Origin of the sequence: Effusibacillus pohliae DSM 22757 (genome assembly GCF_000376225.1) — a bacterium.
In the GTDB taxonomy this organism is placed as follows: domain Bacteria; phylum Bacillota; class Bacilli; order Tumebacillales; family Effusibacillaceae; genus Effusibacillus; species Effusibacillus pohliae.
The window spans coordinates 1-20,811 of the sequence record NZ_AQXL01000119.1; the positions used below are offsets into that span (position 1 = coordinate 1).

At 57.0% G+C, this 20,811-nt stretch carries 21 protein-coding genes; 1 reads left to right on the forward strand and 20 read right to left on the reverse strand.

Annotated features, from left to right (window positions below; genetic code table 11):
- Positions 1-706: 706 nt before the first annotated feature.
- The 13 genes from lysS to hslO all read right to left on the reverse strand — a co-directional run bounded on the left by lysS (position 707) and on the right by hslO (position 12,370).
- Positions 707-2,200, reverse strand: a complete 1,494-nt coding sequence (lysS, locus tag C230_RS0109130; protein WP_018131730.1) for a lysine--tRNA ligase — start codon at positions 2,198-2,200, stop codon at positions 707-709.
- Positions 2,201-2,227: 27 nt separating this feature from the next.
- Positions 2,228-2,707, reverse strand: coding sequence for a transcription elongation factor GreA (gene greA / locus C230_RS0109135; RefSeq protein ID WP_018131731.1), 480 nt, complete (start codon positions 2,705-2,707; stop codon positions 2,228-2,230).
- 177 nt (positions 2,708-2,884) lie between these two features.
- Positions 2,885-3,784 carry a hypothetical protein gene (locus tag C230_RS0109140; protein WP_018131732.1) on the reverse strand — a complete coding sequence of 300 codons (900 nt, stop codon included), beginning with the start codon at positions 3,782-3,784 and terminating at the stop codon, positions 2,885-2,887.
- Positions 3,785-3,914: 130 nt separating this feature from the next.
- Positions 3,915-4,913, reverse strand: coding sequence for a tRNA dihydrouridine synthase DusB (gene dusB / locus C230_RS0109145; RefSeq protein WP_018131733.1), 999 nt, complete (start codon positions 4,911-4,913; stop codon positions 3,915-3,917).
- Between the two features lie 98 nt (positions 4,914-5,011).
- Entirely contained in the window at positions 5,012-5,218 is a 207-nt protein-coding gene (locus C230_RS0109150) for a helix-turn-helix domain-containing protein (protein WP_018131734.1), read from the reverse strand.
- Positions 5,173-5,721 (reverse strand): 2-amino-4-hydroxy-6-hydroxymethyldihydropteridine diphosphokinase, encoded by a 549-nt coding sequence (gene folK / locus C230_RS0109155; protein WP_018131735.1) that lies wholly within the window; start codon positions 5,719-5,721, stop codon positions 5,173-5,175. The genes C230_RS0109150 and folK overlap by 46 nt, the downstream gene beginning before the upstream one ends.
- Positions 5,722-5,739: 18 nt before the next feature.
- Entirely contained in the window at positions 5,740-6,102 is a 363-nt protein-coding gene (gene folB / locus C230_RS0109160; protein ID WP_018131736.1) for a dihydroneopterin aldolase, read from the reverse strand.
- 36 nt (positions 6,103-6,138) lie between these two features.
- Positions 6,139-7,362, reverse strand: coding sequence for a dihydropteroate synthase (folP, locus tag C230_RS0109165; RefSeq protein ID WP_018131737.1), 1,224 nt, complete (start codon positions 7,360-7,362; stop codon positions 6,139-6,141).
- Complete coding sequence (locus C230_RS0109170) at positions 7,352-8,236, reverse strand: aminotransferase class IV (RefSeq protein WP_018131738.1); 885 nt, start codon at positions 8,234-8,236, stop codon at positions 7,352-7,354. Before C230_RS0109170 ends, folP begins: the two co-directional genes overlap by 11 nt.
- Positions 8,233-8,823 carry an aminodeoxychorismate/anthranilate synthase component II gene (gene pabA, locus C230_RS0109175; protein WP_018131739.1) on the reverse strand — a complete coding sequence of 197 codons (591 nt, stop codon included), beginning with the start codon at positions 8,821-8,823 and terminating at the stop codon, positions 8,233-8,235. The genes C230_RS0109170 and pabA overlap by 4 nt, the downstream gene beginning before the upstream one ends.
- Positions 8,820-10,397, reverse strand: a complete 1,578-nt coding sequence (locus C230_RS23595; protein ID WP_018131740.1) for an anthranilate synthase component I family protein — start codon at positions 10,395-10,397, stop codon at positions 8,820-8,822. Before C230_RS23595 ends, pabA begins: the two co-directional genes overlap by 4 nt.
- 110 nt (positions 10,398-10,507) lie before the next feature.
- On the reverse strand, positions 10,508-11,434 hold the full coding sequence (cysK, locus tag C230_RS0109185) for a cysteine synthase A (protein ID WP_018131741.1): 927 nt from the start codon (positions 11,432-11,434) through the stop codon (positions 10,508-10,510).
- Between the two features lie 54 nt (positions 11,435-11,488).
- Positions 11,489-12,370: an Hsp33 family molecular chaperone HslO gene (hslO, locus tag C230_RS0109190; protein WP_018131742.1), complete on the reverse strand. Its 882-nt coding sequence runs from the start codon at positions 12,368-12,370 to the stop codon at positions 11,489-11,491.
- A 360-nt stretch (positions 12,371-12,730) separates the two neighbouring features.
- On the opposite strand from hslO, the gene dinB reads away from it, so the two are divergent.
- The gene (gene dinB / locus C230_RS0109195; RefSeq protein ID WP_018131743.1) at positions 12,731-13,915 is read left to right on the forward strand and encodes a DNA polymerase IV; all 1,185 of its coding nucleotides are present in this window, start codon (positions 12,731-12,733) and stop codon (positions 13,913-13,915) included.
- A gap of 28 nt (positions 13,916-13,943) precedes the next feature.
- Here dinB and C230_RS0109200 read toward each other — a convergent pair whose 3' ends face one another.
- From C230_RS0109200 to C230_RS0109230, 7 genes are all read right to left on the reverse strand, one after another.
- Entirely contained in the window at positions 13,944-14,711 is a 768-nt protein-coding gene (locus C230_RS0109200; protein WP_018131744.1) for a type III pantothenate kinase, read from the reverse strand.
- A gap of 29 nt (positions 14,712-14,740) precedes the next feature.
- Positions 14,741-15,592: a carboxylating nicotinate-nucleotide diphosphorylase gene (gene nadC / locus C230_RS0109205; protein ID WP_018131745.1), complete on the reverse strand. Its 852-nt coding sequence runs from the start codon at positions 15,590-15,592 to the stop codon at positions 14,741-14,743.
- Between the two features lie 99 nt (positions 15,593-15,691).
- Entirely contained in the window at positions 15,692-17,557 is a 1,866-nt protein-coding gene (ftsH, locus tag C230_RS19985) for an ATP-dependent zinc metalloprotease FtsH (protein ID WP_018131746.1), read from the reverse strand.
- A 55-nt stretch (positions 17,558-17,612) separates the two neighbouring features.
- Entirely contained in the window at positions 17,613-18,149 is a 537-nt protein-coding gene (gene hpt / locus C230_RS0109215; RefSeq protein ID WP_018131747.1) for a hypoxanthine phosphoribosyltransferase, read from the reverse strand.
- 24 nt (positions 18,150-18,173) lie between these two features.
- Positions 18,174-19,616, reverse strand: coding sequence for a tRNA lysidine(34) synthetase TilS (gene tilS, locus C230_RS0109220; RefSeq protein ID WP_018131748.1), 1,443 nt, complete (start codon positions 19,614-19,616; stop codon positions 18,174-18,176).
- The gene (locus C230_RS0109225; protein ID WP_018131749.1) at positions 19,588-20,034 is read right to left on the reverse strand and encodes a threonine/serine exporter family protein; all 447 of its coding nucleotides are present in this window, start codon (positions 20,032-20,034) and stop codon (positions 19,588-19,590) included. The genes tilS and C230_RS0109225 overlap by 29 nt, the downstream gene beginning before the upstream one ends.
- On the reverse strand, positions 20,031-20,807 hold the full coding sequence (locus C230_RS0109230; RefSeq protein WP_026174234.1) for a threonine/serine exporter family protein: 777 nt from the start codon (positions 20,805-20,807) through the stop codon (positions 20,031-20,033). The genes C230_RS0109225 and C230_RS0109230 overlap by 4 nt, the downstream gene beginning before the upstream one ends.
- Positions 20,808-20,811 lie beyond the last annotated feature (4 nt).

The following is a 20,811-nucleotide window of genomic DNA, read 5'->3' on the forward strand; positions in this document are numbered from 1 at the left end:
CCACGGATGGCGACGCTCTTAGCCGGGCAACCACATCAAAAAGTTTTCCTAGCTCCCTACACGATTCAGTTTTCAAAGAACGACTTGGCCCTTCAGGGCCTTAGCGTTACACAGCGCGACCTGGCGGCTTCGCCGCCTTGGCGCGACTTGTGCCCTCTGGGTACTTGTGCCCATTGGGTGCAAAGAACGACTTGGATCACATGTTCGCCCTGGGCACTTGCCCTTGTGAGCCCAAATTACGAATCTGGTTGCTGCCGCTCAACAGCGGCAAATATTAATTTACCACATCCTCATCGGAATTGCAACTAATAATTTCTAACTTCTGATCGGATGCTCTTGTTTTCGCCGTTCGAGATTCGCGTTTTTCCGCGTCTCTCGCAGCGACAAGTGAAATAATATCACCTTCAGGGATGATTCTCAATCTCTGTTTGCAAACAAACCGAAACAAAAACCAAAAATTACAGCCAACAACTCTGTTTATGATAAAAATCCCCCATCTTTCCTGCAGAAAGCTTGCCGTTTTGACGGCTTCATCATGCTCTTTGGCGGATCCTCATTTCGAAAAAGACAAACGTCTCTTGATAATAAAAACGGCGCATGCACCCTCATCGTAATGAGAGTGATACGCCGTACCGAATTCCCAACAAGCTTTACAAAAATCGAACCGGAGCCGATGCGCTGGCAGCCGACTTTGCACCAACCGTGATTACCGCTCCCGCAGCAGCGGGAACAAGAGCACGTCGCGGATCGACAGCTGGTCGGTCAGCAACATGACAAGCCGGTCGACGCCGATGCCCAGCCCGCCTGTCGGCGGCATGCCATACATCAGTGCGTTGATAAAATCTTCATCCATCTCATGCGCCTCGTCGTTGCCCGCCTGCTTTTCCTCCAACTGCTTTTCAAAACGATTCCGCTGATCGATCGGATCGTTCAATTCGGTGAACGCGTTCGCGTGCTCGCGGCCGACGATAAACAGCTCAAACCGGTCGGTGAACCGCGGGTCTTCCGGATTCTGTTTGGCCAGCGGCGAAATTTCCACCGGATGTCCGTAGACAAAGGTCGGCTGAATCAGCTTGTCCTCCACAAACTGCTCGAAGAACTCGTTCAAAATATGCCCGACCCGATGGTGCTTCTCCACCTTCACCCCGTGCTGCTCCGCCAGCTGGCGCGCTTCCTCAAGCGACATATGCTGCGAAAAATCAACACCGGTCGCATCCTTCACCAGCCCGACCATCGAGGCGCGGCGCCATTTTGGCGTCAAATCGACTTCCTGCCCCTGGTACGTGATCTTTGTGGTACCGAGCACTTCCCGCGCGATATGAGCGATCAGATTTTCGGTCAGATCCATGATATCGTGAAAATCGGCATAAGCCCAATACAGTTCCATCATCGTAAATTCCGGATTATGCCGGGTCGAGATCCCTTCATTCCGATAGACCCGGCCAATCTCGTACACTTTTTCCAAACCGCCGACGATCAGCCGTTTCAGATGCAGTTCGATCGCGATCCGCATGTACAACCGCATGTCCAACGCGTTATGGTGGGTAATAAACGGACGGGCGGCAGCTCCCCCGGCGATCGTGTGCATAGTCGGCGTCTCCACTTCCAGGAACCCCAGCTCGTCCAGGTAGCGGCGCATCGATTGAATGATCCGACTGCGGGTGATAAACGTCTCACGCACTTCCGGATTGACGATCAGATCGACATAACGTTGCCGGTAGCGCATTTCAATGTCGGTCAGCCCGTGATATTTTTCCGGCAGCGGATTCAGCGCTTTTGTAAGGACCGTCAATTCCTTCACCTTGATCGTCGGCTCGCCCATTTTCGTTTTGAAAATCGGCCCTTTGACGCCGATGATATCGCCCATTTCAAGCTGCTGAAAAATCGCAAACGCCTCGTCCCCGACCACATCCTTGCGCACGTAAATCTGCACGCGCCCGCTCAGGTCCTGGATGTTGGCAAAAGCCGCCTTACCCTGGGGCCGCAACAACATAATACGGCCAGCGGCCGAGACTTCGATCGTCTCCGTCTCCAGCTGCTCTTTTGTCTTGTCTGCCGCATACGCCAAAACGTCGGCCGCGGTATGCGTCCGTTCATATCGCTTGCCAAACGGATCTACGCCGAGCTTGTACAGTTCCTCCAGCTTCTGCAAACGAACGCGTTGCGCCTCGTTCAGTTCCATCCAATCTTGTTCTGACATTTCCATTACTCCTTGCAACTTCCAAAATCAGGATTTCTTGATCTCAAGAATCTCATATTGAATAACGCCGGCCGGGACATTGACGTCGACCACCTCGCCGATCGATCTGCCAAGCAGTGCCTGGCCGACGGGCGATTGATTGGAAATCCGGTTTTCCAACGGGTCCGCTTCGGCGGAGCCGACAATCGTATATTCCACGACATCGCCAAATTCCAGATCTTTCAACTTGACTGTCGAACCTATGCCCACAATGTTCGTGTCGACGTCCGAATGGTTGATGATGCGGGCGTTGCGGAGCATTTTTTCCAACGTAATGATCCGGCCTTCGATAAATGCCTGCTCGTTCTTCGCGTCTTCATACTCGGAGTTTTCCGAGATATCGCCGAAACTGATTGCCGTTTTGATCCGTTCCGCCACTTCCTTGCGCTTGACCGCCCGCAGATAGTCCAGCTCTTCTTCCAGCTTTTTCAACCCGCCTTGCGTCAGCAAAACCTCTTTTTCCGCCACTGCCCCCGCCGCTCCTTACACCGTAGTTTCTGGCCAGACCCGTAAGATAGGCAGAAAGCACTGCCATCCTCAGGGGCAGTGCTTCTGATGTTTATTTTCGATGCTTCATTATACTGGTAGAATGTGCCGACTGTCAACGCTGTCACGATTTTCTTGTCACGATTTTCAAAAAGCGGATTACAGCCATTCGACGTACGGTTCCATCCCGAGCCGCTCGATCAGATTGCGGTAGTCGCTGTCGGAGAGCGACCCTCCCCGGTCGCCGGCGAGGGCCACCAACAGTGCCTCCATCACATTGGTGCCGAAACTGCGGCCCTCCAGGTGAGGAGTTGTGGTAATCAGCAGCCGCACGCCCCTTTCTTTCAACAGCCATTTGTCGGCAGCGGTCACCGTGTTGGTCAGCACCGTTTTACCCGCAAGCAGCGGCGGCAGATGGCGCCGGATAAAATGAAAATCGCCTGCGATTACATCGGCTTCCGCATAATAACCGGCAAATTTGCTGGTGACCGCCTCCTGTTTTTCGCCAGTCGGGTACAGATAGCGAATCGGCAGCTTGGTGACCAACGGGGCAACCACCTTCGCCAGCCGTTCCAGCGCGGCCAACGAACGGATCGGGATCGGAATGCCAAGGCCAAACATCAAGTCGCCAAACACGACATCACAGCCGTGTTCCACGAGCGCTTCCGCCATGCCGAACCGGTCGACGGCGCTCACCAGCAGCACCTTTTTGCCGCGCAGTTGAATTTGCGGGTGTTCCGCCAATTTTTCCACCACATACCGTTCGAGCGTGTTCTTCAATCCGCTCCCGTCCAAAATCGGGGTGCGCTCGGCCGCCCGCGCGATCAACTCCGCTTCCCGGAACGTATAGCGGTTCCGGTTCACGTAAATGTAGCGGTCGATGCCGCCCATGCCGAACGCATCCACCAGACCATCCAATTCGCGGATCAATTGGATGAGCCGCTTGCGGTCTCCGTCCGTGCCAATCCGTTCGATCTCCACTTCTTGCTCGAGAAACACCGTTCGCACCCGATGGTTTCGCTTTGAAGAGCCAAGACTCACACTGACGACGCGCTTCATGCCGCTTCGACTCCCGCATAGGGTAGAATTTTCTTCCAGTATGCGCAACTTTTCGCATCCTAATACAAAAAAGGCCAGATCCGCCTGAGCAGATGGGCCTTTTCCGAAAACGGCCCGGCGTAAGCGCGCATTACGCCGGCACCAGATCTTTTTGTTCCAGATAGTTCAAGTAATCGAGCAGCACTTTGCGCATGCCGTCGTGCGTTTCCTGTTCAACGATGATCGTGCGGACTTCGGCAGAGTCGTACAGTCCCTTGATGTACCATGCCGCATGCTTGCGCATCTCTTTGACGCCGATTGCTTCTCCTTTGTGCTCAACCAACAGCTCCAAATGGCGCAGGCACACCTCAATCCGTTCACGCGCCGACGGCGGCGGCAACTCTTCCCCCGTCTCCAGATAATGCACAACCTGCTTGAAAATCCACGGGTTTCCATGCGCTCCCCGCCCGATCATCACGGCGTCGCATCCGGTCTGCTCGAGCATCTGTTTCGCCAGCTGCGGAGTCGTCACGTCCCCGTTGCCAATCACCGGAATGGAAACCGCTTCTTTCACCCGGCGAATGATGTCCCAGTCGGCTTTCCCTGTATACAACTGTCTCGCCGTCCGGCCATGCACCGCGACCGCTTTGGCACCGGCCTGTTCGGCCGCTTTCGCGACTTCCACCGCGTTGATGTTCTGGTCGTCCCAGCCTTTGCGGAATTTGACCGTCACCGGCCGGTCGACCGTGTTGACGACCGCTTCGATAATCCGGCCCGCCACCTCCGGATCGCGGGCGAGCGCGGCACCCGCACCGTTTTTGTAAATCTTGGTCGCCGGACAGCCCATGTTGATGTCGATAATGTCGGGCGTGTGTTCCTGCTGCATCACCAGCTCTGCCGCCCGCACCATCGACTCCTTGTCGCAGCCGACGAGCTGCAGCGAAACCGGATGTTCCTCCGGCAGGATGTCCAGCTTCAAGCGTGTTTTTTCATTGCCGTGGACGATCGCTTTGTCCGACACCATCTCGGCACAGACCAACCCGGCGCCCATTTCCTTCACCAGTTTTCGAAAAGGCGGGTTGCAGACGCCCGCCATCGGTGCCAGCACCACGTTGTTTTCCATTTGCACGTCGCCAATTTTGAACGTCATACTCCCCACCTCCAATCCCATATAAAAACACAGGCCTTCGCCTGTGTAAAAGTGTATTCATCATAACACAACCTGGTCTCAAACACAACCAGAAAATCTTACGATTTCCGACCCCGCAGTTCATGTTCCGTGACGCCGAGAATTTGCGAGACCTTCTCCAGCACGTCTTTCGACGGTTCACGCGTTCCCCGTTCGATGCCGCCGACAATGGCAACCGAGATGCCAAGCAAATCGGCCAGCTGCTGCTGGGTCAAATTTTTCAGTTTTCGGTAGGCCCGCAACCGTTTGCCAAGGGCCTCTCCCATCGACGAACACCTCCCTTGCCCGGAACTTGTTCCGCCATCTCCCGCACGGTCAAGCCGGACACGGGATGCACCCAATCGGGTGCAAGATCGCACAGCGGCAACAGAACAAACGCCCGTTCTTCCAGCCGCGGGTGGGGAACGGCTAGGTCGCAGCCATCCAGTACTAGATTATCATAAAATAGCAGGTCGAGATCAAGCGTTCGCGGCCCCCATTTGACATCCCGCCGGCGGCCGCACTGCCGTTCGACAGCAAGCATCAGGCGGAGCAGTTCGTGCGGCGGCAATTCGGTCTGCACCCGCACCACCATATTCAGAAAATCCGGCTGATCGACATATCCGACAGCTTTCGTTTCATACACAGGAGATTGCGCGAGCATCCGAATCCCCTTTTGCTGCAACGAGCAAATCGCATCCGCCAGATAACGTTCGCGATCTCCAAGATTCGACCCCAGCCCCAAAAACGCTTCATGCATACCCGTATCGGGGTTCCTCTGCCCCACCATCGTTCCTCCTGTCCTGCGCTAGTTCCGCGCGCGCTCGATCTCAACCGAAGCGCCCGCCAGAATCCCTTCAATCGGCGGCATCACTTTCGTCACCTTGACGCGCACGCTTTCAATCCGCGAAAACTTCCGCAACAGCCGGGCAGCGATCGTTTCCGCCACCGCTTCGATCAGTTGGTACCGTTCCGCCTGGACGGTTTGTTTCACCACATCGTAAATCGCAACATAACTCAACGTATCGTCCAGATTGTCCGTTTCCCCGGCCCGGCGAAGATCCGTCGCCACCTCCAGATCGACGACAAACTTCTGCCCCAGTTTCGCTTCTTCTTCCAGCACGCCGTGGTAAGCGTAAAACTCCATCGCGTGCAAGCAAATTTTGTCCATGATGCGCCTCCCAAAACAGAGCGTTTTGTCGCATATTCATCCGGTCCCGCCTGTATCACGGCTTGGTGCAATCGTTCGTCCACGTACCAAAGCGTCCGTCATGCGAGCCACCCGCACCATCTGTTTCACGTCATGCACGCGCACGATGTCGATTCCCTGTGCAATGCCCAAAGCGACGGTCGCCGCCGTTCCCTCCACCCGCTCGTCAACCGGCAGGCCGAGCGTGTTGCCGATCACAGATTTTCTCGATGTGCCGAGCAAAACCGGATACCCCAACCGGCAAAAATCGGCCAGGTGCCGGAGCACCAGCAAATTGTCCTCGTACGTCTTGCCGAACCCGATCCCAGGGTCCAAAATGATCCTCTCCTGTTTCACCCCGGCTGCCAGCGCCAGTTTCACGCATTCGCGCGTCTCCCGAATCACCCCGTTCATCACGTCGGATGGGAACGGTTCGTGCCGGTTGTGCATCAGAATCACCGGCACATCCAGTTTCGCGCACACCTTGGCCATTTCCGGGTCTTTTTTCAATCCCCACACATCATTGACAATATGCGCACCCGCTTCCACCGCCGCCTTCGCCACCGCCGCCTTGTACGTGTCGATGGAAATCGGAACTTGCACTTCCCGCGCCAAGCGCTCGATCACCGGGATCACCCGGCGCAGCTCTTCCTTCGCGTCAACCGGCGTATGTCCGGGACGGGTCGACTCCCCGCCGACGTCCAAAATATCCGCCCCATCGTCCACCAATTGTTTCGCATGCCGGACTGCCGCTTCCACATCGTAAAAACGGCCGCCGTCCGAGAACGAGTCGGGCGTGACGTTGACGATCCCCATTACCAGAGTCCGTTTGCCGACCGGCAACTCGTACCGGCCGCAGCGAATCGTCCTCCGCCCCTGTCCCTCCGCACGCGCGATCGTTTCCTCCAGCTCCGCCGCCAGACGCTTCAGTCCGAACGGCTGGAGTTTCAGCTTCGGAAGCAAAATTTCAAACTGCCGGACGGTCGCCATCAGTACCATCGACGAGCGCTCGATCGTCAGCGCCGCCACGTCGCGGTGCACAGCCGCGTCGCCGCCGACCGCCAGCAACTCCTGCTTCAGAATATGGGCCGCTTTCAGCCCGATATTGTCAATGCGGATCGTCAGCATGCGGCCTTTTTTCGCCATGATCCGATTGCCCGTTTCGGTTGAGCCGACCCGCCTCAGTTCTTCCAGCAGATGATGCTCCGACTGCACTTGGATCACGTAAGGATTAAACTCCATCCTGCAACTCCCCTTTTTCGCCGTCTCTGCGCCGCGCGTATGCCTCCATCAGCCGGCGGGTGAGCGGCCCGGGACACAGCGGGAACACATGCCCGTCGACCGATCGGACCGGTACAATCTCAGTCAACGAGTTGGTCGTAAACGCCTCGGTAAAATCGGCCAGGCGCTCCACGCCAAACCTCGCTTCCGCCACGGCAATCCCCAATTCGTGTGCGAGCCGGATCACATACGCGCGCGTCACACCCGGCAGGATACCGGTATCGAGCGAGGGCGTCCACAGCCGCTCCCGTTCCGCGAAAAACAGATTGGACACGGTCCCCTCCGCGATATGCCCTTCCCCGTCCAGCATCATGCCTTCCGCATACCCGCGATCGGCCGCTTCCCAGGCACCGGCCAGCGAGTTCAAAAAGTTCAGGGACTTCACGCGCACGCCTGTCTCTGGCGTATTGCGGCGGGTTTGCAAAATACACAGATCGCGCCCTTGCGCGTACGCTTCCGCCGGCGGTAGCGCCAACGGTTTTGCGAAAATCAGCACGCTCGGCGCCCCGAACGCCCCCCGCATTCCGATCGGCCCCGGTCCGCGCGAGACTGTCAAGCGCACGTATGCGTCAGCAAGCCGATTTTCCCTTAGCAGCGAGGCAATCGCCCGCGCCGCCGCATCATCCGAGAGATCAAGCGGAATCCGCAGCAGTGACGCGGACGCACGCAAGCGCTGCAAATGTTCCCGCAGCAAAAACACCTGCCCGGAATAGGCGCGCATCGTCTCAAACACGCCATGCCCATACAGAAAGCCGTGATCAAAAACGGACAATCGCGCATCCTCCGCCAGCAAAATCCGCCCGTTCAACCAAACTTTCAGCCCAGCATCCGTCATGCCCTGACTCCCCCAGCGGTACCTGCACTCCGGACAAAATTGCGCAGCAGCGCCTTGCCGTATTCGGTCAAAATCGCCTCCGGGTGAAACTGAACACCCTCCACCGCATACTGGCGGTGCCGGATCCCCATGATTTCGCCCGTCTCCGTCCAGGCGGATACTTCCAGACAGGCAGGCAAGCTGTCCCGCTCCACCACCAGCGAATGATAGCGGGTCGCCCGAAACGGGCTGGGAATCCCGGCAAAAATCGTCCTTCCGTCATGCTCCACCAGCGAAGTCTTGCCGTGCATCGGGTTGGCCGCGCGCACCACCCGTCCGCCGAACGCCTGGGCGATCGACTGGTGGCCGAGGCAGACGCCTAGAATCGGGATTTTTCCGGCAAAATGACGAATCGCCTCGAGCGAAACTCCCGCTTCGTTCGGTGTGCACGGTCCGGGAGAAATGACGATCCGCTCGGGCGAAAGCTGCTCAATCTCGCTGACGGTCACGCAGTCGTTGCGCTTGACGACCAGCTCCTCGCCGATTTCTCCCAAATACTGTACCAGGTTGTAAGTAAATGAATCGTAGTTGTCGATCACCAGAATCATCTTGCAACTCCCGAATCCCTATGCGCCGTCTCAAACGCTTGCCAGAGCGCCTCCGCCTTGCGCAGCGACTCTTTGTACTCGCGCTCCGGAATCGAATCGATCACCACGCCCGCACCCGCCTGCACATAGGCTCTGCCGTTCTGCACCACCATCGTCCGAATCGCAATGTTCAACTCCATGTCGCCGTTGAACGACCACCAGCCGAACGAGCCGGTATATACCCCGCGCCGAACAGGTTCCAATTCTTCGATGATCTCCATCGTCCGGATTTTCGGAGCGCCCGTAATCGTTCCTCCCGGAAACGTGGCGGCCACAAGATCGACCGCGTCAAATCCTTCACGCAGCCTGCCGCTGATATGGGAGACGATATGCATCACATGCGAATATTCCTCGATCGTCATCAGCTCGTCCACGCTGACGGTGCCGTATTCACAAACCCGCCCCAAATCGTTGCGCTCAAGATCCACCAGCATGATGTGTTCCGCCCGTTCCTTCTCATTTTCGATCAACTCTTGCAGCATCCGCAGATCGTGCTCGCGGTCGCCGCTGCGCTTGCGCGTACCCGCGATCGGACGGGTCTCCGCCTGATCGCCGCGCAGGCGAACCAGCAGCTCAGGCGAACAACTGACCAGTGACAGCTCGGGAAACTCAATCAATCCCATATAAGGCGAAGGGTTGATGCGACGCAGCTGATCATACACCGCCCGCGGAGATACCCGGATCGGTCGCGATTCGCGCAGAGACAGATTCACCTGGAACACATCCCCTGCCCGGATATACTCCTTAATCCGCTCCACAGCCGCTTCAAATTCCGGCTGGGACAGCGACCGTTCCGAATCCTCGGGAGAATGGGTCACCCGTTGCTGGGAAGCATTGGTTCCTTCCGATGAAGTATTGGCCACCGAACCCTGTTCGATGCGCGTCCCTTCCGGCAAGGGTGCCCGCCCCGTATGCCCGTCCGCATCCCGCTGTTCCGAATGGAGCGGTTCATCAGCGATCCACCGCCAGATCTCGTGCAACCGGCGTTCCGCCTGTTCATACTCATCGATCGACGACATCGATGTAGCCAGATACAGTTCCTCCGTCTGATGGTCGATGACGATCAACCAGCCAGGTTCCACCACATACAGATCGGGCGTCAAAAGATCATCGACTGCGATCTCCGGCAAGCGCTCAATCGCTCGGGCCAAATCGTACGCCAAAAACCCGACCAACCCGCACAAAAAAGGCGGCAGCTCGCTTGCTCCCTGTTCGGGCGATGTCAACTCCCGGTTTCGTGGGGCCCGCCGTTCTTGCAACAACTTACGCAAAAGCTGCAACGGATGCCCGCTTGTCCCGTCACTGGCCAGCCCATTTTTCACTTGCAAAATCGTCCGCGGATCGCCGCCGATCAAACTGTACCGTCCCGCCTTGCCGCTTTCCAACAGAAAGCGGTGGTTGCCCGCAGGTGTTCGCAGGTAGAGATCCCACGGCGACGCGGCAGCTTTTCCCGCTTCCATCCAGACAGGAACGACCCTATATGTAGCGAGCAGGCGCTCTGCCGCCGCCCGCTCCGGTTTTATGCTGTTCCGCACACTCGCTACCTCATTTCAAGCCCGTTTCAATATAGGTACACTCTCTTATCATAATGAAAATAGCCCGTGAAAGCCACGGGCTATTTTTGCTGGTGCGATGTTCGATTAGATTATTCGAATTGGAACAGCGCGGTGGACAGATAGCGCTCGCCTGTCGACGGAGCAACCGTCACCACTTTCTTCCCTTTCCCCAGTTGCTTAGCCACCTGCAGTGCCGCGAAGATGTTCGCGCCGGACGAGATGCCGACCAGGATGCCTTCCTCTTTCGCCACTTTACGCGAGTATTCGAACGCCACTTCGTTATCGACCGTTATCACTTCGTCGATCAATTCGCGATTCAGAATGTCAGGCACAAAGCCCGCCCCGATCCCCTGAATCTTGTGCGGACCCGGTTGCCCGCCGGACAACACCGGCGAAGCGGACGGCTCCACCGCCACGATTTTTACGTGCGGCCCGATTTCTTTTTTCAACACTTCACCTACACCGGTGATCGTACCGCCTGTGCCGACACCAGCGACAAACGCGTCGACCTGTCCGTCCATGTCTTCCAAGATCTCGCGGGCGGTCGTTTCGCGGTGAATTTTCGGGTTGGCAGGGTTTTTAAACTGCTGCGGCACAAAATATTCCGGATGCTCCGCTTTGATTTCCTCCGCTTTTGCAATCGCGCCTTTCATGCCCTGCGCGCCCGGCGTCAACACCAGCTCCGCTCCGTATGCGCGCAGCAGATTGCGGCGCTCGATCGACATCGTGTCCGGCATCACGAGCACCGCCCGATATCCTTTGGCAGCCGCCATCATCGCCAAACCGATCCCCGTGTTGCCGGAGGTCGGTTCGAGGATCGTATCACCCGGCTTGAGAATTCCTTCTTTTTCCGCCTCTTCGACCATCGACAGGGCGATCCGGTCTTTGACGGAGCCACCGGGGTTAAACGATTCGAGTTTCAGATAGATTTCCGCATCCTCCGGTCCTGCGACCTTGTGCAATTTGACAATCGGTGTGCGGCCGATCAATTCCGCAATCGAGTTGGCTACTTTCACTGAATGGGCCCCCTTTAATTCCCGAGTAAACTAGTTGGTTTAATCCTTATTTTACTACTTTTGTTCGATCCGGTCAATCAGCGTTTCCAATTCCTCGCCGGAGAAAGCATATTTTTCCTTGCAGAAGGAACAGACCAATTCCGCTCCCTGATCCTCTTCCAGCAGTCTGCGCAGCTCGTTCACCCCCAGCGAAACGAGTACCCCTATCAAACGTTCCCGGTTGCAGGTACAGCGAAACAAAACCGGGATGGTTTCGTGAAATTTCACATTCCCCGGGATCAATCGGGTCAAAATTTGTTCCGGCGTCGTTCCTTCCGACAGCAGGGAGGTCACGCTCGGCAGGCCGGACAGTTGTTGCTCGATGTATGCAATGTCCTCTTCCGCCACTCCCGGTAGCAGCTGGACGATAAATCCGCCTGCCGTCTTGACCGTATAATCCCGGTCGACCAGCACACCGACACCGACGACCGAAGGCGTTTGCTCACTTTGTGCAAAATAGTAGGCAAAATCTTCCCCCAACTCGCCGGAGACGATCTGCACAGAACCTCGATAGGGTTCTTTCAGTCCCAAGTCTTTGATCACATACAAAAATCCGTCCGTGCCGACCGCTCCCGCCACATCCAATTTGCCCGCGGCGTTGAGCGGCAGGTCGACTTGCGGATTGGTCGCGTAGGCGCGAACTTCCCCTTTCGCGTTGGCATCCACCAAAATCTGGCCGATCGGTCCGTTGCCTTTGACCTGAATCGTCAACCGGTCATCCCCTTTTAACATCACGCCCATCATGGCGCCAGCGGTAGCCGCCCGGCCAATCGCCGCCGTTGCCACCGGAGTCGCCTGCTGCCTGCGGCGAATCTCTTCCACCAGTCGTGTCGTGATCGCGCCAAACGCCCGCAGCTTCCCCTCGAGCGCCGTAGCGCGCACAATATAATCGCTCATGCTGGCCCTCCTACGATCAACTGTCCTTTTCCCATCTATGTTAGCATGTTCTGCCGGCCGGAAGAAGTATGCAGGTGGTGCAGTGTGGGAATAGAGCCAGGAACAACGCGGGTTTCTGAGCGCGCAACGAGAAAAAAGGGCCCATCAGGGCCCACAGGAAGGAAGGTTGCCAGACAGTAACCAGACAGTACGATTCTCATCTTCATTATACTTGAGAAAGATTCTCATTGTCAATTGGATTTTGGATGGAAAATTTTTTCAAACTAGAACGAATGCATGATTGCCACCGACTCCGGACGCCACCCCTATCTCGAACAAACTTTCCCTTTTTGTTATACTAAAATCGGGAGGGATTGGGCGATGGACAACCGTCGAATCCTGCATGTCGACATGGATGCATTTTTTGCGGCGATTGAACAGCGGGACAATCCGTCCTTACGGGGGAAACCGGTGATTGTCGGCGGATCGGTCGAATCGCGCGGCGTCGTCTCGACCGCTTCGTACGAAGCGCGGCGCTACGGCGTGCATTCGGCGATGCCGATGACGGAGGCGAAGCGGCGGTGTCCGCACGCTGTGTTTTTGCCTGTGAACGGAACCAAATATCGGCAGGTATCCCGCCAGATTTTTCGGATCTTCCGGAGGTATACGCCATTAGTGGAGGGGCTGTCGCTCGATGAAGCGTTTCTCGACTTGACCGGCTGCGAAACCCTGTTCGGGCCGGCCATTCAGATCGCCCAAAAAATCAAGTCGGAGATCCGAAACGAAGTCGAACTGACTGCATCCGTCGGCCTGTCTTATTGCAAGTTTCTCGCAAAAATGGCGTCCGACATGAACAAGCCGGACGGCCTGACGGTGATCGGCCCGCACGACCTTGCCACAAAAATCCACCCGTTGCCGATCTCCAAACTGTGGGGAGTCGGCCAAAAATCGGCCCTGCAACTGGAACGGCTGGGAATCCGGACGATCGGCGACGCCGCCCGCATGGACCTGCCGGCGATCCGCCACTACATGGGCAGCTTGGCCGACCACATTTACATGCTGGCGCAAGGAGTCGATCCCCGTCCTGTCGAGCCCGATCAGGACCGAAAATCGATCGGACAGGAAGTCACCTTTCCGGAAGATGTGGGGGACATCAACTTTCTGCATACAACGTTGCTGGCGCAGGCGGAGACGATCGGACGGGAACTGCGCCAGCGCGGTCTGGAAGCAAAAACGGTGACGTTGAAATTGCGCTACCCTTCTTTTCAGACGATCACCCGCAGCCAGACGCTGCCCGAGCCTACCCAACTGGACGACACCATCTACCGGATCGCCCGTGCACTGTTGTTCAAGTGCAGGCTGGAACCGCTGGACAAAGTGCGGCTGATCGGAATATCCGCCAGCGGACTGGTGCCGAAGCGAGGCTACCAACAGGTCACCCTGTTTGACGAAACGCCGGAAAAATCGCAGAAACTGATGCAAGCGGTCGATCGAATCCGGGACAAATTCGGCGAGCGTGCCGTCACAAGAGCGAGGCTGGTGAAGAAAGATCTGCCGCAAAAGTAAAATGGTGTGCATTGGCACATCCCTCGCCCTAGTACCGATTTTTTTCCCAAATCATGCGCAACCCTTTCAATGTCAAAAACGGATCGACTTCTTCGATCGTGTACGAGTCGGCCGCGATCAGTTTGGCGAAGCCGCCTGTGGCGATCACTTTGAACGGCAGCCCGAATTCCTGTTTGATTCGGTTGACGATGCCATCCACTTGGCCGATAAATCCGTAATAGACGCCCGACTGAATGTTGCTGACCGTGTTCCGGCCCACGACAACCGGCGGCCGAACCAATTCGATGCGCGGCAGTTTGGCCGCCCGCTGGAACAGCGCTTCCGTCGAGATGCCGATCCCCGGTGCAATCGGGCCTCCCAAATACTGGCCTTTCTCATTGAGGACACAGAACGTCGTGGCCGTACCAAAATCAACGACAATCAGCGGCGGACCGTAAAGCTCGAGCGCGGCCACCGCGTTGACAATCCGGTCTGCGCCGACTTCCCGCGGATTTTCCATCTGGATGTTGAGGCCGGTTTTGATCCCGGGCCCTACCACCAGCGGCTTGATGCCAAAATATTTGTCACACATTCGCTCCAGCGCGAACATCAAAGGCGGCACCACGGATGAAATGACGATCGCCCGAATGTCGGCAAACCGGATGCCTTTGTCGTGAAACAGATTTTTGACGATGATGCCGAGTTCGTCTTCCGTCCGTTCCCGCAACGTGGCGATCCGCCAGTGATGGGCGAGCGTGTCTCCGTCATACACACCCAGCACGATGTTTGTGTTTCCCACATCAACGACAAAAATCAAGGCGATTCCTCCCGCTCCCCTTGCCGGCCTTATGACGGTTCGTCGGTCAACAGCTCAAGCGTGATATCCAGATGCCTCGCTGCTGATGTCAAGGCGCTGACAGTGATATAATCGACACCCGTCTTTGCGATGTCGACGATCGTTTCCTCCGTTACGTCGCCTGACACTTCGGTGATCGCCCGGCCGCCAATGCGGTCGACCGCCTCGCGGATCTCCTCCGGATTCATGCCGCCCAACAGGATGATGTCCGCTTTCACTTCCAGTGCGTCCTCGATCTGTTCCAGGCAGTCGACTTCGACCGCGACTTTCGTCGTGTGCGGAATGTGATGGCGGGCAGCCATGATCGCTTGCCGGGTGCCGCCGGCGATCCGAATATGATTCTGTTTGATGACCACCGCGTCAAACAGGCCGAACCGGTGGTTGCGGCCGCCGCCGACGGTGACCGCATATTTTTCCAGCAGCCGCAGACCTGGTGTGGTTTTGCGGGTATCCACGATTTTCGCATTGTAGTAGCGAATCAGTTCGACAAACCGGGTGGTGCGGGTCGCAATTCCGGACAAACGCTGCAGGAAGTTCAAAGCCACCCGTTCGGCCGTCAGGATGGAACGAGCGGACCCCGCGATTTCGAGGATGGCTTGCCCGGCGGCCACCGCGTCGCCGTCTTTCGCGCGGGGAGTTAGCCGCAAACCGGAATCCATCGTCTTGAACACCAGTTCCGCAATCGGAAGTCCTGCCAGGATGCCCGGTTCTTTCATCACCAGGCTGGCTTTAGCCTGCTGTTCCGGCGGTACAATGCTGTTCGTCGTGATGTCGCCAAACCCGATATCTTCTTCCAATGCCCGGGAAATATAAGGTTTGATCACTCGCAGATCCAAATTCATAAACGGCACCTCTTGCCTTCGGGAAATCCCCGTTGGGTTCCAGAAAAGCACCCGGTTCCCCGGGTGCTTTCCGATCGATTTTCTGAAAAATCGCTATCCCTAACTGTTTTCCTGGATCTCATCAGCCGCCTGATCATTCGTCGGTGCATCCTTCTGGTCGTCCAGCGGTTGCCCTTTCATCAGCGCCTCGATCTGCGCTTTGTCAAGTGTTTCTTTTTCCAAGAGGGTTTGTGCCAGCAGTTCCAGTTTGTCACGGTGCTCCGTCAGAACCTGTTCCGTTCGCTTGTAACAGAGATCGATCATCTCCCGCATTTCCTTGTCGATCTCATATGCGATCGCGTCGCTGTAGTTTTGCTCGGTCGCGATGTCGCGCCCGAGGAACACCTGGCCCTGGCGATGGCCGAACTGCAGCGGGCCCAATTTTTCGCTCATGCCGAATTCGGTGATCATCCGGCGGATAATGCCGGTCGCCCGCTCCAAGTCGTTGTGGGCTCCCGTCGAAATCTCGCCCAGCACCAACTGTTCCGCCACCCGGCCGCCGAGCAGCCCGCACACTTTGTCAAGCATTTCGCCTTTGGTCGCAAACCAGCGGTCTTCCTTCGGCAGCATGACCGTATATCCACCCGCCATACCGCGCGGGATAATCGTCACTTTGTGCACTTCGTCGGCGCCTTCCAGGAAGTAGCCGACCACCGCATGGCCCGCTTCGTGGTAAGCCACCAGCCGGCGCTCCTTTTCCGAAATGACGCGCGATTTTTTTTCCGGTCCGGCGATCACCCGGTCGATCGCTTCATCGATTTCCGGCATCCCGATTTCTTTCTTGTTCCGTCTGGCCGCCAGCAGGGCCGCTTCGTTCAGCAGGTTCTCCAGGTCCGCGCCGGTGAACCCTGGCGTCATTTTGGCGATGCGGTCCAGATCGATTTCGTCCGCCAACGGCTTGTTCCTGGCGTGCACTTTCAGGATCTCTTCCCGTCCCTTGACATCCGGCCGGTCGACGGTGATCTGCCGGTCAAACCGTCCCGGACGCAGCAGTGCCGGGTCGAGAATATCCGGACGGTTGGTGGCGGCGATGATGATAATGCCTTCGTTCGCACCGAATCCGTCCATCTCAACCAGCAACTGGTTCAACGTTTGTTCCCGCTCGTCGTGGCCACCGCCCAGACCCGCTCCGCGGTGACGGCCGACAGCATCGATTTCGTCGATGAAGATGATGCAAGGCGCGTTTTTCTTCGCCTGCTCAAACAGGTCGCGAACGCGTGACGCACCGACCCCGACAAACATCTCCACAAAATCAGAACCGGAGATGGAGAAAAACGGGACCCCCGCTTCCCCGGCGACCGCCCGCGCCAGCAGCGTCTTCCCGGTGCCGGGAGGCCCTACCAGCAGCACCCCTTTCGGGATGCGCGCCCCCAATGCGGCAAATTTGCGGGGGTCTTTCAGGAATTCGACCACTTCGACCAGTTCGTTCTTCTCTTCATCGGCGCCGGCCACATCGTTGAACGTGACTTTCTTTTTGTCTTCGGTGTACAGTTTCGCCCGGCTCTTGCCGAAATTCATCACCTTCGAGCCGCCGCCCTGCGCCTGGTTGAGGAAGAAGAAAAACAGGACAAACATGATGATAAACGGCAAGATCCCGGTAAAGATCGTGATCCATACCGAATCGCGAGGAGGCTCGTTGATCTTGACATCCGCCTTGGTGGTCAACAGTTCCTGCGACACCACTTCGCTGATGATCGCGCGGGAAGTGATTTTCTCGCCGTTCGCCAGCGTTACGTTCATCCGCAGCGTCAGGCCGTCCGGCGTCACCTCAACGGATCGCACGTTCCCCGTGCGCAATTGCTCCATCACATAGTTGAACGGTTTTTCGGCCGTTTCTTGCGTACCGTTCGTGATAAAGCTGACAATCCCCACAATGATCAGGAAGATCATTAGATAAAATCCGAGATTCCGGAAAACTTTGTTCATCTTTACCTCCTCCCGGTCACAACCCGGAAAACATAGCAGCGACCTTTCTACTTTGTCAACTGTATACTTGCGGCTTCAAAACCCCGACGTACGGCAGATTCCGATATTTTTCCGCATAATCGAGACCGTACCCGACGATAAATTCATCCGGCACTTCGAATCCTGTATAGTCCGGTGTAATTTCGATCTTGCGGCCGCCGGGTTTGTCAAACAGAGCGACGATCTTGACGGATGCCGCGTTGCGACGAAGCAGGGAGTCCCGCAGATACGACAGAGTCAGTCCTGTATCGACTATGTCCTCTACAATCAGCACATGCCGGCCCTCAACGCCCGTTTCCAAGTCTTTCAGGATTCGCACGACACCTGACGACTTGGTCGATGCGCCGTAGCTGGAGATCGCCATAAAGTCCATTTCCACGGGAACGTCGATGCGTTTCACCAAATCGGCCATGAACATCACAGCGCCTTTCAGAACACAAACGACCAGCGGATTTTTGTCCTCGTAATCCCGGGCGATCCGCTCTCCCAGTTCGCGAATCCGGGTCTGAATCTGTTCCTCGGTGAACAGGATTTCCTTGATATCACCGTGCATTCTGGTTTGTACCTCCTGAACTGTTCAAGTCACCTCTGAACCGTACCGATCGACGCGAATGCGAAGCGTTCGTCTGGTTTCGGGGCGCACCAGCGCCAGCTGCGCGCGGCGAATTCCCGTCACCCACACGATTTCATCCGCCAGCAGCCAGATCGGCCAGCAATCCCGCTGCTGCTTTGGGATTCGCGCTTCCATCAGAACGTCTTTGATCTTTTTTCTGCCCGGCATGCCGTGTGGCCGCATGGAATCGCCGTGGCGGCGGGTACGGATAAGAAATTTTTGTCCGCGCACCGCCTCATAATCAAACACCGCCTGCCACCGGTTGGCTGGCCCAACCGATCCTTCCAGCAATTCGATCGTTCCGTACAAATCGAGTTCCGGGATCGCAAACGGCTGCTGCCAAGCCGGCGAATCGGCCGGCCATTCGGGGACTGCCAATTCTGCTTCCGCACGATCTGTCGGACAGATCCATCCGACCTGCTTTCCGATATGTAAAAAACCGTACTCCCTCCATGCCCGAATGCCGCCTGGCAAATCGATGCCGGCAGAAGGGGACGAGCGAGCGGCCAAGCGCAAAATCTGCTCGATATGTTTCGCTTCCCACTCTCTGGTATGTCCGCACAGATAATATAATATTAGTGTAATTGCGCGGCGTTGTAAAGCAAGCCCAGCGTTCAAAAGCTCCGCGATTCGGACGGTTACGCGGCCATCCGATTTTTCCGCCGTTACGCGGTCCAGCAAGGCTGACGCCTGTTGCTGCAGGAAGCGGTCCTCGTCGGCGGCAATTCTCCCCAATTGCAGCAAAGCCTGTTTGATATTCCCATTATATTCCGATTGGAGTAAAGGTAGTAGCTGTAGTCGTATCTTATTTCGCAAATAATCGGTTGATGCATTCGACGCGTCCATTCGGAAGGGAATATGAGCCATTTCGCAATACGCCTCGATTTCCTTTCTGCCTATGTGCAAAAACGGCCGAACGACCTCCACCCCATCCAGTTGCCGGCGCAGCGGAATTCCAGCCAGTCCGGAAACGGACGTTCCCCGCAAGATTCGCATCAGCACCGTTTCCGCCTGATCATCCGCATGGTGAGCCAATGCCAGTTTGCCGGCCCCGATTTTTCGCGCGGTTTCCTGAAAAAATCGGTAACGCAGTTCCCGCGCCGCCACCTGTGTCGAAACTCCTTGCTGCCTGGCAAACTGTTTCACGTTCGGTTGTCCGAGGTGGAACGCAACATCCAGCCTGCGGCACAACTCTTCGACGAACCGGGCGTCGGCGATCGATTCCTCTCCCCGCAGCCCGTGTTCGACGTGCGCCACGTGCAACTCCCAGCCGGTCGCTTTGGCCAGTTCATGCAGCACGAAGAGCAGGGCAACCGAGTCGGCCCCGCCGGAGACCCCCACCAGGATCCGCTCCCCGTCTGCAAAAAGCCGGTATTGCTCAATCGTCCGTTTGACCTTTTGCAACACGCCGCTTCCTCCTGTCCATGCGTACCAGTGCTCCTGCCAGCACCAGTCCCGCCGCCACGCCGCCCGCCATCAGTAATGTCTGGGTGGCATTGGCAATTCCCGATAAATAATCTTGCTGCACGAAAGCGCGCATCGTATTCAGCGCGCTCGTCCCCGGCACCAACATCAAAATGCCGGAGATGGTGAACACAGTGCCCGGCAATTTTTGTACGCGTGCCAAGATCTCGCTGGCGATCGACACAAAAAAAGCGCCCAAAAATACGCCCGCCACCGGATTCATCTCCCACCGTTCCGCCGACGTCCGGATCAAAAGCGCCCCCGTCCCGACGAATCCGGCCGGAATCAACGCCCGCTTGGGCACATTATAGATGACGGCAAACGCGATCGTCGCCAGGAATCCCATCAACAGCCGAATCACCGGAATACCCCTCCCATCTGCAGCGCGAACACCAGGGCAACGGCGATCGCGATCGCAAAAGCGGTCAAAAACGCCTCCGCCGAACGGGCAACGCCAGACAACAGATCGTTTGCCATCAGGTCGCGCACCGAGTTCGTGACGGCCAAACCGGGCAGCAACGGCACCAGCGTACCCAAGCTGATCGGGTAGAAGCGTTCGCCGAAGCCGAATTTGACCAACAGTCCGGCCAGCAGCGTACCGCAGAAAGCGGCGAAAAAGACAGCCAAAAAACGAGGCATTCGGCGGTCGAACACCTCCATCAGGTAGTTGGCCAACCAGGCGCAAATCGCTCCCGGCAGAAAATCGGCCCAGCCCCCGGCATACAGGATGGTGAAACCGCCTCCCGACAAAGCGGCACACAGCTGCCTCAGCCACATCGGGTATTCCGGCTGCGCCGTTTCGATTTCCAGCAGTTGCTCCCAGACCTGTTGCAGCGTGATTTGACCTCGTTCCAGCCGGCGCGACAGCTCGTTGATCCTGGCGACTTTCGTCAAATCTACCTGCAGCCCTTCCCCGATCCGGTACATCCGCGTTTCATTCCCCGCATCGGTCGTAACGCTGATAAAAATCCCGGTCGGAGTGACAAAACTGTAAACCGATTTGACGCCGCTGGCCACGCCGATCCGTTCGATCGTCTCTTCCACCCGCGCCGTTTCCGCCCCATTTTTCAGCATCAACGCGCCCGCTTTCAGGCATATTCGAACTGTTTGCAGAATCTGGTCTTGTGTTGTCATATTG

Bases quoted from the DNA above. Each gene is read 5' to 3' on its own strand.
- lysS (WP_018131730.1), bottom strand. From the start codon at position 2,200: ATGTCAGAACAAGATTGGATGGAACTGAACGAGGCGCAACGCGTTCGT.
- C230_RS0109140 (WP_018131732.1), bottom strand. From the start codon at position 3,784: ATGAAGCGCGTCGTCAGTGTGAGTCTTGGCTCTTCAAAGCGAAACCAT.
- dusB (WP_018131733.1), bottom strand. From the start codon at position 4,913: ATGACGTTCAAAATTGGCGACGTGCAAATGGAAAACAACGTGGTGCTG.
- C230_RS0109150 (WP_018131734.1), bottom strand. From the start codon at position 5,218: ATGGGAGAGGCCCTTGGCAAACGGTTGCGGGCCTACCGAAAACTGAAA.
- folK (WP_018131735.1), bottom strand. From the start codon at position 5,721: ATGGTGGGGCAGAGGAACCCCGATACGGGTATGCATGAAGCGTTTTTG.
- folB (WP_018131736.1), bottom strand. From the start codon at position 6,102: ATGGACAAAATTTGCTTGCACGCGATGGAGTTTTACGCTTACCACGGC.
- folP (WP_018131737.1), bottom strand. From the start codon at position 7,362: ATGGAGTTTAATCCTTACGTGATCCAAGTGCAGTCGGAGCATCATCTG.
- C230_RS0109170 (WP_018131738.1), bottom strand. From the start codon at position 8,236: ATGACGGATGCTGGGCTGAAAGTTTGGTTGAACGGGCGGATTTTGCTG.
- pabA (WP_018131739.1), bottom strand. From the start codon at position 8,823: ATGATTCTGGTGATCGACAACTACGATTCATTTACTTACAACCTGGTA.
- hslO (WP_018131742.1), bottom strand. From the start codon at position 12,370: ATGAGCGATTATATTGTGCGCGCTACGGCGCTCGAGGGGAAGCTGCGG.
- dinB (WP_018131743.1), top strand. From the start codon at position 12,731: ATGGACAACCGTCGAATCCTGCATGTCGACATGGATGCATTTTTTGCG.
- nadC (WP_018131745.1), bottom strand. From the start codon at position 15,592: ATGAATTTGGATCTGCGAGTGATCAAACCTTATATTTCCCGGGCATTG.
- ftsH (WP_018131746.1), bottom strand. From the start codon at position 17,557: ATGAACAAAGTTTTCCGGAATCTCGGATTTTATCTAATGATCTTCCTG.
- hpt (WP_018131747.1), bottom strand. From the start codon at position 18,149: ATGCACGGTGATATCAAGGAAATCCTGTTCACCGAGGAACAGATTCAG.
- C230_RS0109230 (WP_026174234.1), bottom strand. From the start codon at position 20,807: ATGACAACACAAGACCAGATTCTGCAAACAGTTCGAATATGCCTGAAA.